This window comes from Streptomyces sp. NPDC001700, from assembly GCF_053596435.1.
In genome coordinates this window covers 87,231-100,049 of record NZ_JBSFGE010000032.1, presented here as the reverse complement: position 1 = coordinate 100,049, position 12,819 = coordinate 87,231, and the positions used below count along the sequence as shown (strand labels likewise).

The window sequence follows — 12,819 nt, the reverse complement described above, 5'->3', positions numbered from 1 at the left end:
GTGCGGGGTGCCCCGCACGGAGCCCGGAGACGGGCGGGACGAGCCCGGCAACGCGGCGTGCGATCGGGACGTCCTCGCGGACGCACCTCCCGCGCCGAGTCCGGGGACGGGCCTCGTCGGACGAGCCCGGCAACGCAGCAAGCGGGACACGGCCCAGCCGAAGCCAGGCCAGCACGCGACCGGGACACCCTCGCGAAGACACCTCCCGCACGGAGCCCAAGAACGGGCCGGACGAGTCCGGCAACGCAGCGGGGCACGGCCCAGCCGAAGCCGGGCCAGCACGCGACCAGGACGCCCCCACGAAGACACCTCCCGCACGGAGCCCAAGAACGGGCCGGACGAGTCCGGCAGCGCGGCGAGCGGAGCCGCCTCCCGACGCAGCGTGCGATCGAGTCGCCCTCCCGGCCCAAGTCCGGGACGGGTCGGACGGGTTCGGCAACGCAGCGGCCGGGTACACGGCCCAGCCGAAGCCGGGGCAGCGCGCGCCCGGGACGCCGTCGCGGGCGCACCTCCCGGGCCGAGTCCGGAGGCGGGCCGGACGAGTCCGGCAACGCGGCTAGCGGGGTCACGTACCAGCGGTGGTCGGGGCGGCCCCGCATCGAGTCCGGCGACGCAGCCGGGGCGGGGGCGCCTTCCGGGGCGCCGGGCAGCGGGTCCGGCGGGGGCGGAAGGCGGCCCCTGGAGCCCACGGGGGCGTCAGCGGGGCGTCAGACGGTCGGGTGCCAGGTGTGGAACCAGCCCTCGGGCAGGTGGGCCAGGGCCTGGTCCAGGGAGCGGCCCGGCAGGAACGGGCGGCCGTGTTCGCGGATGACCGCGTTCAGCTCGTCCAGCCGCCCGCGGGCCTGCTCGATGCCCCGGGCACGCTCGGCCGGGTCGTGGGTGGAGACGGCGTCGCGCCAGATGGACCGGCCCGCCAGGTAGCCGCACGCCCCGGCCTGGGCGGAGATCCGTACCTGGGTGCGGAAGTCCTCGTAGCCGACGCCCGCCGAAAGGATCACCCACGGGACGCGCACCGAGGAGTCCAGCTCCTTGCACGCCGTGGCGGCCGCCGCGCGGCCCTGCTCGGTGTCTACGTAGCCGGGGAACTCGACCTTGAGCATGTCGACCCCGAGCCGGTCGGCGTCCACGGCCGACTGGATGATGCCCGCGACCCGGCGCTCCTTCCACTCCGCCGACGACGGGTCCTCGCCGGGCAGCGGGTACCAGATGGGCTCGACGACCAGCGGCAGGCTCAGCTCCGCGCACTCGGCCACCAGGTCGCGTACCACCTGACGCTGGTGTTCTGCGGTGGCCGGGTCGCCGTCCGGGCGGTACCACCACAGCAGCTTGGCCACATCGGTCCCGGCCAGCTTGATCTGCCGGGTGGACCAGCCGTCGCGGTGCCGGGTGCGGCGCGGGCCCTCGGGGATGCGGTAGTCCTCGTCCTCGATGCTGGCCATCAGGCCGACGTCGCGCGGCAGGGCGCCGCTCGCGGTGAGGTGGCCGACGCCGTAGTGGGCGTCGAGGAGTACGGCGGTCACGCTGGGCGCGACCGCGCGGATGACGGCGTCCTTCGCCCGGACCACGTCCGCGAAGCCCACCGTGGAGGGGTCCGGGGCGAGCAGTTCGGCGAAGTCCGAGAGATGGTCGAGGGCGCAGATCAGGAAGAAGCCGTCCTCGCTGGTCACACGGGTCAGTCCGCGCAGCTTGCCCGGGTCGGTGGTCAGGTCAGGCGTGGTCATCGGGGTCCTTTCGGGTACGGGTCGGGGCACAGCCGGAGTGGAGCGAGCGGGCGAGCAGCAGCCCGCCCACGAACGTGTCACCGAGGCCGATGGTGGCGGCGGGGCGGCTGAGGTGAGGGGCGGGGACGCAGTCCGCGCGCAGCCCCTCCCCCACCGGCCCGTCGGCCGGGCGGTCCTCGGTGTAGTCGGCCGCCGGTGGCGGCGCCAGGTCGGCGGCTGGGGCGCCGCGCGCGGCCCGCGCGGCGGCGAGCAGGCTGCCCGTCATCAGCGCGGTCCGCTGTTCGGTGGGGTCGCCTCGGTGGACGGCGAGCACCCAGCCGTCCGCGTGGACGCACACCCGGTCCAGGCGGTACGCGGTGGCGAAGTGTGCCGCCACGGTGGCGGGTGAGGTGCGGGCCGAGGGACCGGCGAGCGCGGCGAGTTCGGACAGGCTCATGCCGACGGAGTCGGCCAGCGGGGCGTACTCCTCGCATCCCGCGCGCAGGGCGCGGACGCTGGTGAACTCGGCGAGTTCGAGGTGGAGCAGCGGCAGTCCGCCGTCCCGCCACGTGCGTACGACCTCGGTGAGCCAGGCCCGGTCGGCGGGCCCGGTGCCGTCCTCGGGCAGCCCGTTCATGCCGGACAGCAGCCCGGCCTCGGCGGTGCGGGCCAGTTCGCCGGAGCGGGCGGCGAACCACTCGTCGCGCTCGATCCCGTCGTCCACGAAGCGCAGGATGATCCGGGACGAGCGGGGCAGCCCGCCGGGCAGTCCGGGGGCGGGGGTGCCCTCGGCGAACTCCAGGACGCTGTGCGGCTGTTTCACCCTGCCCGGCAGGGGCGCCTCCGCGCCGGTCAGCCGCCCGGCCGGGGCGGTGCCCTCGGCCGTGCACAGCGTCACGTCGGGGTGGAGCACCGCGAGCTGCTCGGCGCTGCGGTCGGCCAGCGGGACGACGCTGGGCGCGCCGAGCACGGCGAGCGCCCAGGAGGCCTGCGGTCCGGTGCCGCCGAGCTGCACCCGGTCGGGCGGGCCGAGCAGGGCGCCCACCCAGTCGGTGCCGCCGGGCCACGGCAGGGCGATCTCGCCGCCCCGGCCGTCGCGGATGCGGCCGATGACCTCGGCGGCGACCTCACCGGCGGGTCCGGGCGCGGTGGCCTGGGCGGCGAGGGCGGCGATCCGGTCCGGATCCATCCGGCGGACGTGGTCGACGCAGGCGCTGAACCCGGCCAGCACGGGTGCGGCCTGCCGGGCCCGGGCGCGGACCCGGTCGGCCAGCGCGCGGTACCGCTCGGCCCACAGCTCGTCGCGGGCGACGACGCGCGGGATGGAGAGGCCGGTGCGGGCGGTCACTCCTTCACCGCCCCGGAGGTGATGCCCGCGACGATGCGGCGCTGGAAGGCCATGACGATCAGCACCAGCGGCAGGGTGACCACGACGGACGCGGCGGCCATGTCGCCCCAGGGGACGAAGTACTGGGACTGGAAGCCCGCGATGCCGACCGGCACGGTCTGGTGCTCGGGCGAGGAGGTGAAGGCCAGCGCGAGCATGAACTCGTTCCAGTTGGTGATGAAGCCGAGCATTCCGGCGGCCGCGATCCCGGGCAGCGCGAGCGGCAGGATCACGCTGCGCAGGGTGCGCAGCAGCCCGGCGCCGTCGATGGCCGCGGCCTCGTCCAGCTGGGTGGGCAGGGACCGGAAGTGCGCGTACAGGACGAAGATCATCAGCGGCAGGGCGAGCCCCACGTACGAACCGGAGAGACCCGTGTACGTGTCGAGCAGCCCGAGCGCGTTGAGCACCAGGTAGAGCGGGACGACGATCGAGATCTGCGGGAACATCGACAGCCCGAGGACCACGGCCAGCACCACGCCCTTGCCGGGCACCGGCAGCCGGGCGAGCGCGTAGGTGGCCAGGGCCGCCAGCAGCAGCCCGATGGCGGTCGCGGTCACCGTGACGATGACGCTGTTGAGCAGGTACTTGCCGAACTCGTAGTCGGTGAAGACGGCCCGGTAGTGCTCCAGCGTGCCCGGGACGGGCAGCCAGTGCGGGGTGACCGAGGACAGGTCGCGGTCCCGCTGGAACGAGGTGCTGAGCTGCCACAGGAACGGCGCCAGCGACCAGACGACCACGGCGGTGACGGCCAGCCGGAACAGCATCCGGCGGGTGAGCGCCCGGCGGCGGGCCCGGAGGGCGGCGGGCGCGGCGGGGACGGGCGCGGGGATGGCGGTCATGGCTCAGCCCTCCAGGGCGCGGTAGCGCCGGCTCAGGTAGTAGGCGAAGCCCGCGGCGATGAGCACTTCGGTGAGGAAGGCGGCGGTGGCGATCATCGAGCCGTAGCCCAGTTCGAGGCCGGAGAAGAGGGTTTTGTAGCCGAAGGTGGACAGCGTCTCGGTGGAGTCGGCCGGTCCGCCACCGGTGAGGACGTACGGCAGGTCGAAGACCCGGAAGGCGTCGAGGATCCGGATGAGGGCGGCGATCAGCAGGGCGGGCGCGATCACCGGCAGGGTGACGGAGCGGAAGGTGCACCAGGGCGAGGCGCCGTCGATCTTCGCGGACTCGCCCAGTTCCTTCGGCACGGTCTGCAGCGCGGCGAGCACCAGCAGCGCCATGAACGGGGTGGTCTTCCACACGTCGGCGAGCCCGATGGTGGCCAGGGCGGTGTGCGGATCGCCGAGGAAGTTGACGTAGCCGTCGGTCAGATGGAGGCGGGTCAGCAGGTAGTTGGCGACACCGGACTGCCCGTCGAAGATCCAGCCGAACATCCGCGAGGTGACGACGGTGGGGATGGCCCACGGGATGAGGACGGCGGCGCGGGCCCAGCCACGGCCCCGGAAGGACTGGTGCAGTACGAGGGCGAAGCCGATGCCGAGCGCGGTCTCGACCAGAGTGGTGCCGAAGGCGAAGGCCACCGTGCGCCACCAGGCGTTCCAGAACAGATCGTCCCCGAGCAGCCGGGACAGGTTGGCGGTGCCGGTGAAGCGCGATCCGCTGGAGAACCCGGCGTCGTGCAGGGACAGCCACAGGGTGCGCAGCACCGGGTAGAGGGAGACGGCGAGGACGGCGGCGAGCGCGGGCGCCAGCAGGACGATGCCCACCAGGCGCGGGCCCGGGGACGAGGACTCACGTGGCGAGAAGCGGCGGCGCGGGCCTCCGGGGTCCTCGGGGCCGGGCGTGAGCCGCGGCTGCTCCAGGGAGGGGGCGCGGTGCTTGCCGCGCAGCGGGGTCTGTCCGGGCGTTCGGTGGAAGAAGGCGAGGTGGCCCATCAGACGATCGCCTCCAGGTCGCGCCGGGCGGAGCGGAGGGTGCCGCGCACATCGCCGTAGACCAGGGCGCGGGAGACCGCGGACTGGAGGGCGAGGCTGACCCGGGAGTAGTGCGGGGTGACCGGGCGGGGCACCCCGTTGCCGAACGCCTCCTTCAGCTTGACCATCGCGGGCTGGCCCGTGGCGAGCTTCTTCTCGTCGTAGACCGAGACGCGGGAGGGGGCGTTGCCGAAGTCGAGGGCGAAGGCGAGCTGTGCCTCGGTGCCGGCGAGCCAGTGCAGGAAGTCCATGGCACCTTCCTTGTTGCGGGATCCCGCCGCGACGCCGAGCTGGTAGCCGCCGAGGCAGGAGGAGGACGTGCCACCGGGGAAGCGGGGCAGCGGGGCGACGTCGACCTTGCCGACGACCTTGGACTGGTCCGGGTTCTGGGAGACGCCGTAGACATAGCTCCAGTGCCGCATCATCCCGACCCGGCCCGCCGTGAACGGGCGGCGGCTGGGCTCCTCGTCCCACGAGAACACCTCGGAGGGGCTGACCTTGTAGCGGTGGACGAGGTCGCGCATGAACTGGACGGCCTCGACGCACGCGGGGCTGTCCACGCGGACCGCTCCCGAGGGGTCGATGACGTGTCCCCCGTTGGAGGCGATGAACTCGACCAGGTCGCACAGCAGGATCTCGGCCTGCTTGGCCTGCCACAGATAGCCCATGGGCACCCGGCCGCGCTGCATCTCGGCCGCGATGTCGGCCAGTTCGTGCCATTCGGTCGGGGGCTTGCGGCCGAGCGCGCGCATCAGGTCGGTGCGGTAGTAGAGGCCGCCCGCGTCCACGTACCAGGGCAGCGCGACGAGTCGGCCCTGGTACGTGCACGCGTCGACCACACCGGGGAAGAAGGAGCGGCGCAGGGCCGCGGAGACGTCCCGGTCCAGGGGGTGCACCCAGCCCGCGTCGGCCAGTTCGGCGATCCACACCACGTCCTGCGCGAAGACGTCGACCGTGCCGTCCTTGCGGGCCAGCAGCTGGGTGAGCTGCTGATGGCATTCCGTGCTGGAGCTGGGCGGCGGCAGGTTGCGGACGGTCACCCGGTAGCGGCTCTGGGCGGTGTTGTAGCGGTCGGCGAACGACTGCATTCCGGCCGCGCCTCCGGTGAACGCCGCGCAGGCGAAGGTGAGTTCGGTGCGCCGTCCGCCACCGCCGCCCACCCGCCGGGCCGCCTCACCGCCGCCGCACGCGGTGACCAGGGGCGTGGCGGCGAGCGCGCCGAGGGCTGCGGCGCCGGTGGAGAGCGCCCGGCGGCGGGTCCACGGTGGCTCGGGGCGGGTGGGTGGTGGGTGCGGCTCCACGGCGACTCCATTGACGCGACACAAAGCTGTGCAAGAAAGGGGTACGCAGAAAGACGTACAAAGAAGCGCTGGTTTATGCGGCTCTTTGCTGCAAGCTACGGCGGCGGCCCCCACCGGTCAAGGGTCGTGCTGCAGCTTCTTGCGGTAAGGTGCGAGAATCTGCGGTGTTGCGCAGCATCACGAAGGGCACCACCGATGAAGGGGGACCACACGATGACGTCAGCAGAGGGCACCCGGGCGGCGAATCTGCCCGCGCGCCGCCGGGCCGACCTCACCGCCTTCATCCAGCAGCGCGGCCAGGCCACCATCGGGGAGCTGGCGAAGGAATTCGCCGTCTCGGTGGACACCGTACGGCGCGATCTGGACCATCTCGCGGCGCGCGGCCTGGTGGCGCGCACCCACGGCGGTGCGGTGCCGGGCGGCGAACTGGCCACGGCGGACAGCCCGGTGGCGGACCGGATGAACGAGCGCCGGGAGGCCAAGGACGCCATCGGGACCGCCGCCGCCCGGCTGGTGCGGGACAACGAGACCCTGCTCGTCAACGGCGGCACCACGGTGCTCTCGGCGGTGGCCGCGCTCGGCGGCCACCGGGGGCTGACGATCGTCACCAACAATCTGCGGGTTCCGGGGATGGTCCCGGCGCAGGCCCTGCGCGATCTGTTCGTCCTCGGCGGCGCGTGCCGGACCACCGCGCTGGTCACCATCGGCCCGATCCGCTTCCCCGACACCGCCGGGGTGAGCGCGGACACCGCCCTCATCGCGGTGGGCGGGGTCAGCGCGTCCGGGCTGTCGGTGTCCAACATCCCGGAGGCCCAGATGATCCAGGAGATGATGGACTCCGCGTCCCGGGTCGTGGTGCTGGCGGACACCGCCAAGTTCGAGCGCCGGGCGCTGGCCCGGATCTGCCCGCTCAGCCGCGTCGACGTGCTGGTCAGCGAGCAGCCGCCGAGCGGTGAGCTGGCCCTCGCCCTGGAGCGGGCCGAGGTCACCCTCGCCGGGCCGTACCTCCCCGAGGACGACGGCTGACCCCGCCGGGCGCGTGGCTCCGGCGGGGTGCGCGCGGGTATGGCGTGTCTTACGTGAGCCGGTCCTTGGCCTTGTAGTACGCCCCGGCGAAGGGCAGAAACCACGCCGTCCCGTTGTAGAAGGGCACCGGGATCTTCGGGAAGCCGATGCCGCGCAGCGGATTGGCCTCCGGGTGGCCGTCCATCACCTCGGCCATGGCGCGGCCCATGTACGTGGCCATCTGGACGCCGTGGCCGCAGTAGCCCATGGAGTAGTACACGCCCCCGGCCTGGCCCGCGTGCGGGATGCGGTCGTACGAGAAACCGACGCTCCCGCCCCACACATAGTCGATGCGCACGTTGCTCAACTGCGGGAATATCTCGGCCATCTCCCGCTTCAATACCGCCCCGCTGCGGCGGTCCGAGGCCGGGTCGGAGGGGGCGAAGCGGGCCCGGCCGCCGAAGGCGAGGCGGTGGTCGGGGGTGAGCCGGATGTAGTGGCCGATGTTCTTGGAGTCGACCACCAGACGGGCCTTCGGGATGACCTCCCGGGCCAGCTCCTCGCCCAGCGGTTCGGTGACGATGACGAAGCTGCCAACCGACACCAGCCGCTTGCGGAACCACGGCAGCGAGCGGTCGGTGTACGCGTCGGTGGCGGCCATCACCTGCTTGGCGCGCACGGTACCGTGCACCGTCTCCACCAGGAAGGACCCGTCCGGGGCGCGGGTCACGGCGGTGGCGGCGTTGCGCTCGTGGAGGCGCGCCCCGGCCCGTTCGGCGGCGTCCGCGAGGCCGTGCACGTACTTGCCGACGTGCAGTCCCGCGCTGAGCGGGTCCAGCAGCGCGCCGTGGTAGTAGTCCGAGCCGAGTTCGGCGCGCAGCTCGCGCGGGCTCAGCAGCACCGTGTCATGGCCGAAGTTCTCGGCCAGATCTCGCTGCTGGGCCTTCTTCGCTTCGAAGTGTTCGGGCTTGTACGCCACCCCGAGGCGGCCGCACCGGGTGAAGTCGCAGTCGATGCCCTCCTTCTCCGTCAGCTCCTCGACGACGTCGACCGCCTCGCGGAAGGCGTCGTACAGCTCGCGGGCGCGCGGCTGGCCGTAGCGCTTGCGCGCCTCGCCGGTGGAGATGGTGATGCCCTGGGTGCACATGCTGCCGTTGCGCCCCGAGGCACCGGAGCCGATCTTGTCCTTCTCCACGAGCAGGACCTCGGCGCCCTTGCGGGCGGTGTGCAGGGCGGTGGACAGACCGGTGAGACCGCCGCCGATCACCACCACGTCCACCGCGTCCGGCAGTTCCTTGCCCGAGCGGTCCGGGAACGGCGGGGCGGTGTCGAGCCAGTACGGGATCTGCTTCATGCGGTGCTCCTAGCAGCCGAGCAGGGCGGGGAGGCCGGACAGGTCGGACAGCTCGTCGTAGGGCTGGTAGGCGGTGCTGCCCCGGCGGCCGAACCGGTTGATCCACACCCGCCGGGCAAGCCCCAGGTCCCGGGTGGGGATCAGGTCGTACTCCCAGCCCTGGGCGGTGTGGATGACCTGCGACGGGTCGACGCCGATGGTCTTGTACGCGTACTCGAAGGTCTGCCGGGACGGCTTGTACGCCCCGGCCTGCTGGGCCGTGATCACATGGTCGAACTCCACGCCGACGCGCTTGACGTTCTGGGCGATCAGATCGTCGTTGGTGTTGGAGATGATGGCGATCTCATAGCGGGACTTCAGGGCCCGCAGCGCCTCCGGCACCTCGGGGAAGGGCCCGAACCCGGCCACCGCCTCCACCAGGGCGTCGCCGTCGGAGGTGCGGAACTCCAGCCCGTGCAGCCGCATCGCCTTCTCCAGGCTGGAGTGCAGCACCTCGTCGTACGGGCGGTACGCCTCTAGGACTGCCTGGAAGCGCATCACCCGGAAGTTGTCGAGGAACTTGTCCACGTCGAGCCCGTCCAGATCGAGCCGGTCCCGCAGCGTCTTCAGCGTCGCCGGGACGAGTTCGAAATCGACGAGGGTGCCATAGGCATCGAAGGTCACTACCTGGCGCATGTTCTCCACCTCACTGGTTGTCACTCATTGGTTGTCATGGGGGTCAGACCACCCGCTCGCCGGGGGCCACGATGGTGTCGAGGGCGGCCAGATCGGCCGCGTCCGGTATCCATTCGGCGGCCGCCGCGTTGGCGGTGGCCTGGTCCGGGGTCATCGCTCCGCAGATCACGGAGCCCACCCCGGGGAGTGCGGCGAGCCCGCCGACCGCCACCCGCAGCAGCGGCTGGCCGCGCTCGGCGCCGTAGGCCGTCAGCGCCTCGACCCGGTCGAGGGCCGCGTCGGTCAGCCACCCTTCCCGCCAGGACAGCCTGCTGCCCGGCGGCGGCGGTTCGCCACGCCGGTACTTGCCGCTGAGCAGGCCGTTGGCCAGCGGATAGTACGGCAGCAGCGCGGTGCCCAGCCGGGTGGCGGCGGGGGTGAGCGTGGTTTCGGGGGTGCGGTCCAGCAGGTGGTAGCGGACCTGGGTGGAGACGAACCCGGCCACGAGCCGCTCGCCCGCCATATTGGAACAGCCGTAGTGGCGCACCACGCCCTCGGCCACCAGCTCCTCCAGCGCGGCGGCGGTCTCGGCGACCGGGGTGACACCGTCCGGCTCGTGGTACTGGTACAGGTCGATGTAGTCGGTGCCGAGCCGACGCAGCGACCTCTCCACGGCGTGCCGGATGTACGGACGCGAGCCGCGCGGGCCGAAGCGGTCGTACTCCGGCCCCATGGCCATGCCGAACTTGGTGGCCAGCACCACGCGCTCGCGACGACCCTTGAGGGCCGCGCCGAGCAGCCGTTCGCTGTCGCCCGCCTGGCCGCCGCCCCCGCCGTATCCGCCGTAGGTGTCGGCGGTGTCGAAGAGGGTGATGCCCGCCTCCAGCGCGGCGTCGACCACGGCCCGGGTGGCGTCCTCGTCCAGCCGTGAGCCGAAGTTGTTGCCGCCGAGGCCCACCACCGAGACGCGTGGCCCGGTGTCGCCGAGCTGCCGGTAGCGCATCACCGCTCCCCCGCCCCGAAGCCGATGCACACGTTCTTCAGCTGGGTGTAGCTGTCCAGGGCGGCCAGGCCCTTCTCGCGTCCCCAGCCGCTGTGTTTGTAGCCGCCGAAGGGCAGCTCCACTCCGGTGCCCACGCCCACCGCGTTGACGTTGACCTGCCCGGCCCGGATGCCGTCGGCGAGGCTCAGCGCGGTGTTCATGTCGCGGGTCCAAACGTACGAGGACAGGCCGTACGGGGTGTCGTTGGCGAGGGCGAGCGCGTCCGCCGCGTCGTCGAATTCGATGACCGTGATGACCGGGCCGAAGATCTCCTCCTGGGCGGTGCGGGTGTCGTTGGTGAGCCCGGTGAGCACGGTGGGCTCGATGAAGTACCCGTCGGCGAGCGCCGGATCGGCCGGGCGGCCGCCACCGGTACGGACCACGGCGCCCTCCTCGCGGGCCAGCCGCAGATAGCCCTCGACCCGGTCGCGCTGCCGGGCCGAGACCAGCGGGCCCAGGTCCGGATCGGCCGGTCCAGGGCCCAGCCGCAGCGCTTCGGCGTGGGCGACGAGCCGGGCGGTGAACTCCTCGGCGAATCCGTCGCCGCGCTGCAGCAGCAGCCGGGTACCGGCCGAACAGGTCTGCCCGGCGTTGCCGAACACCGAACCCGCCACCGCGCCCAGCGCCAGGTCCACGTCCGCGTCGGCGAACACCACGCTCGGGGACTTGCCGCCCAGCTCGACCACCGAGGGCACCACATTGGCGGCCGCGCTGCGGGCCACCGAGATCCCGGTGGCCACCGAGCCGGTGAAGGTGATCTGGTCGATTCCGGGGTGTCCGGCGAGGGCCGCGCCCGTCTCGCCGTCCCCCGGCACCACGTTGAGCACCCCGGGCGGCAGCCCGCACTCCAGGGCGATGCGGCCGATCTCCAGCGGTGTCAGGGGCGCCTCCGGGGACGGCTTGAGGACGACCGTGCAGCCCGCCGCGAGGGCGGGGGCGCTGCCCCGGGCGGTGTTCTGGAGCGGGTAGTTGAACGGGATGATCTGCCCGGAGACCCCGATCGGCTCCCGCACGGTGTAGTCGAGGAGCCCAGGGCCGAGCGGCACGGTCGTACCACCCAGCTTGTCGGCGACGCCCGCGTAGAACTCGAAGTAGCGGGCGGCGGCCTCCACATCGGCCCGCGCCTGGCTCAGCGGCTTGCCCACGTCCAGCGATTCCAGCCGGGCCAGTGCGGTGGCCCGGAGGCGGATCTCGGAGGCGATACGGAACAGCAGCCTGCCCCGGTCGGCGGGGCGCAGCCGCGCCCAGTCGGCGGCTTCCAGTGCGCTGCGGGCGGCCGCCACCGCCCGGTCCACATCGGCCGGACCCGCCTTCGCCACCTGGGCGATCGGGGTGCCGTGGGCGGGGTCGAGGACGGTGAAGGTGGCGCCGTCCGTGGCGGGGACGGGCTTGCCGTCGATGAGCAGTTCGGTGACGGACTCACCGGTGATGGGCTCATCGGTGATGGGCTCATCGGTGGCGAAGCGCGTCCCGGGCTCCGCCGTCATGGCCGGATCTCCCCCTCGACACCGCCGAAGATGACCACCTCGTCGCCGGGGCGCACGGTACGGAGCCGGCGCACCCACAGCACGATGCCGTCCCTGGGGGCGCGCACCTCCTCCAGCACGGCGCCGTAGTGGTCGATGACGGTGCCGATCAGATCGCCCTCCTTGCACTGCTCGCCGGGCGCCGCGTGGCCGAGGAAGAAGCCGCCGTCGGCCGAGCGGGCGAACGTGCCGCTCACCGCCGTGTAGCTGGTGCGCCGTTCGGACTCGCCCTCGATCATGCCCAGTTGGCGCATGATGTTGCGGACCGAGCCGAGGTGGAGGTCCACGGTCTCCTCGCGGTACGTGCCGCCGCCCGCCTCGATGGTGATGGCGGGCTTGCCCGCCTGGAGGGTGGACAGCCGGGCCGTACCGCCCCAGGAGCCGCCCTTCCAGATCAGCTCGTGTCCGGCGGCGAGACCGATGGGGGTGGCCAGTTCCTCGTAGCCGCCCTGGACGATGGTCAGCGGGGCGATCTCCCCGAAGGTGCCGCCGGTGTGCAGGTCCACCAGGGCATCGATGGCGGGGATGACCTGGTCGACGAAGGTGGCGGCGAGCCGCAGCGAGTACGAGCCGTCCGCGTCGCCGGGGAAGATGCGGTTGAGGTTGGCGTGGTCGAGGCCGCTGGTGCGGGCTCCGGCTTCGAAGGCCGGGGTGTTCACGCAGGGGATGCCGACGAGGGTGCCGCGCAGGGTGGTGGGGTCGGTGGTGGCGACGGCGCGGCGGACGGCCTCCATGCCCTCGTACTCGTCGCCGTGCACACCGCCGTCCACGCACAGCACCGGGCCGGGGGCGGTGCCGTTGACGATGAGCAGCGGGATGCCGAGCTGGACGCCGTAGGAGTGGGCGCCGACCGGGACCAGGCCCTGGGCGCGCTCGCCGGGGGCGCAGGTCACGGGGCCGATGGTGTAGGAGGCGACGTCGGTGACTGTCATGGGTGAGA

The 12,819-nt window shown here is 72.8% G+C and carries 11 protein-coding genes; 1 reads left to right on the top strand and 10 read right to left on the bottom strand.

The genetic code is table 11. The features are described 5' to 3' along the window. Nucleotides 1–707: 707 nt before the first annotated feature. Genes ACWC5C_RS37440 through ACWC5C_RS37420 form a run of 5 tightly spaced genes read right to left on the bottom strand, consistent with a single transcriptional unit; the run spans nt 708 to nt 6,298 of the window. Entirely contained in the window at nt 708–1,721 is a 1,014-nt protein-coding gene (locus ACWC5C_RS37440; protein ID WP_450883024.1) for a tagatose 1,6-diphosphate aldolase, read from the bottom strand. Continuing rightward, on the bottom strand, nt 1,708–3,048 hold the full coding sequence (locus tag ACWC5C_RS37435; RefSeq protein ID WP_450883022.1) for an ADP-dependent glucokinase/phosphofructokinase: 1,341 nt from the start codon (nt 3,046–3,048) through the stop codon (nt 1,708–1,710). The genes ACWC5C_RS37440 and ACWC5C_RS37435 overlap by 14 nt, the downstream gene beginning before the upstream one ends. Further along, nucleotides 3,045–3,926 carry a carbohydrate ABC transporter permease gene (locus tag ACWC5C_RS37430; protein WP_450883020.1) on the bottom strand — a complete coding sequence of 294 codons (882 nt, stop codon included), beginning with the start codon at nt 3,924–3,926 and terminating at the stop codon, nt 3,045–3,047. Before ACWC5C_RS37430 ends, ACWC5C_RS37435 begins: the two co-directional genes overlap by 4 nt. Before the next feature lie 3 nt (nt 3,927–3,929). After that, a complete protein-coding gene (locus tag ACWC5C_RS37425) occupies nt 3,930–4,958 on the bottom strand; it encodes a carbohydrate ABC transporter permease (RefSeq protein ID WP_450883018.1) in 1,029 nt (342 codons plus the stop codon). Further along, entirely contained in the window at nt 4,958–6,298 is a 1,341-nt protein-coding gene (locus ACWC5C_RS37420; protein WP_450883016.1) for an ABC transporter substrate-binding protein, read from the bottom strand. Before ACWC5C_RS37420 ends, ACWC5C_RS37425 begins: the two co-directional genes overlap by 1 nt. Nucleotides 6,299–6,511: 213 nt before the next feature. Here ACWC5C_RS37420 and ACWC5C_RS37415 point away from each other — a divergent pair, with 213 nt between their 5' ends. Further along, complete coding sequence (locus ACWC5C_RS37415) at nt 6,512–7,324, top strand: DeoR/GlpR family DNA-binding transcription regulator (RefSeq protein WP_450883014.1); 813 nt, start codon at nt 6,512–6,514, stop codon at nt 7,322–7,324. A gap of 49 nt (nt 7,325–7,373) precedes the next feature. On the opposite strand, the gene ACWC5C_RS37410 is transcribed toward ACWC5C_RS37415, so the two are convergent. From ACWC5C_RS37410 to ACWC5C_RS37390, 5 genes are read right to left on the bottom strand one after another with little or no spacing between them, the layout of a single operon-like run. Continuing rightward, complete coding sequence (locus ACWC5C_RS37410) at nt 7,374–8,657, bottom strand: NAD(P)/FAD-dependent oxidoreductase (RefSeq protein WP_450883012.1); 1,284 nt, start codon at nt 8,655–8,657, stop codon at nt 7,374–7,376. A 9-nt stretch (nt 8,658–8,666) separates the two neighbouring features. Beyond that, nucleotides 8,667–9,332 carry a haloacid dehalogenase type II gene (locus ACWC5C_RS37405; RefSeq protein ID WP_450883010.1) on the bottom strand — a complete coding sequence of 222 codons (666 nt, stop codon included), beginning with the start codon at nt 9,330–9,332 and terminating at the stop codon, nt 8,667–8,669. Nucleotides 9,333–9,375: 43 nt separating this feature from the next. Then, entirely contained in the window at nt 9,376–10,314 is a 939-nt protein-coding gene (locus ACWC5C_RS37400) for an aldo/keto reductase (RefSeq protein WP_450883008.1), read from the bottom strand. Continuing rightward, nucleotides 10,314–11,840 carry an aldehyde dehydrogenase family protein gene (locus tag ACWC5C_RS37395; protein WP_450883006.1) on the bottom strand — a complete coding sequence of 509 codons (1,527 nt, stop codon included), beginning with the start codon at nt 11,838–11,840 and terminating at the stop codon, nt 10,314–10,316. The genes ACWC5C_RS37400 and ACWC5C_RS37395 overlap by 1 nt, the downstream gene beginning before the upstream one ends. Then, nucleotides 11,837–12,811, bottom strand: coding sequence for a succinylglutamate desuccinylase/aspartoacylase family protein (locus ACWC5C_RS37390; protein ID WP_450883004.1), 975 nt, complete (start codon nt 12,809–12,811; stop codon nt 11,837–11,839). Before ACWC5C_RS37390 ends, ACWC5C_RS37395 begins: the two co-directional genes overlap by 4 nt. Between the last annotated feature and the right edge of the window lie 8 nt (nt 12,812–12,819).